This window comes from Legionella navarrensis, from assembly GCF_052527415.1.
In genome coordinates this window covers 1-225 of sequence record NZ_JBNVZR010000075.1, presented here as the reverse complement: position 1 = coordinate 225, position 225 = coordinate 1, and the positions used below count along the sequence as shown (strand labels likewise).

Here is a 225-nt window from a genome sequence, read left to right as displayed (position 1 = left end):
ATACAAACATAAGATCATACTAATTCGCTTGTGTTACCTCAATTTTTACCATATTTTTAATGAACATCTGGATATTCCAGATAAAAATACACTCTATAAATGCACTTTTATCTCGACTATCCATGACAAGGAAGTTGGTGGAGACGGGGAGGATCGAACTCCCGACCCCCTGCGTGCAAGGCAGGTGCTCTCCCAGCTGAGCTACATCCCCTTCTTTGCTGAAAC

Annotated in this window: 1 tRNA gene; it reads right to left on the bottom strand. The window is 42.2% G+C overall.

Annotation, left to right across the window (positions count from 1 at the left end):
• Positions 1–135 precede the first annotated feature (135 nt).
• Positions 136–211: transfer RNA gene (locus tag ACQUTA_RS13180), tRNA-Ala, on the bottom strand.
• Between the last annotated feature and the right edge of the window lie 14 nt (positions 212–225).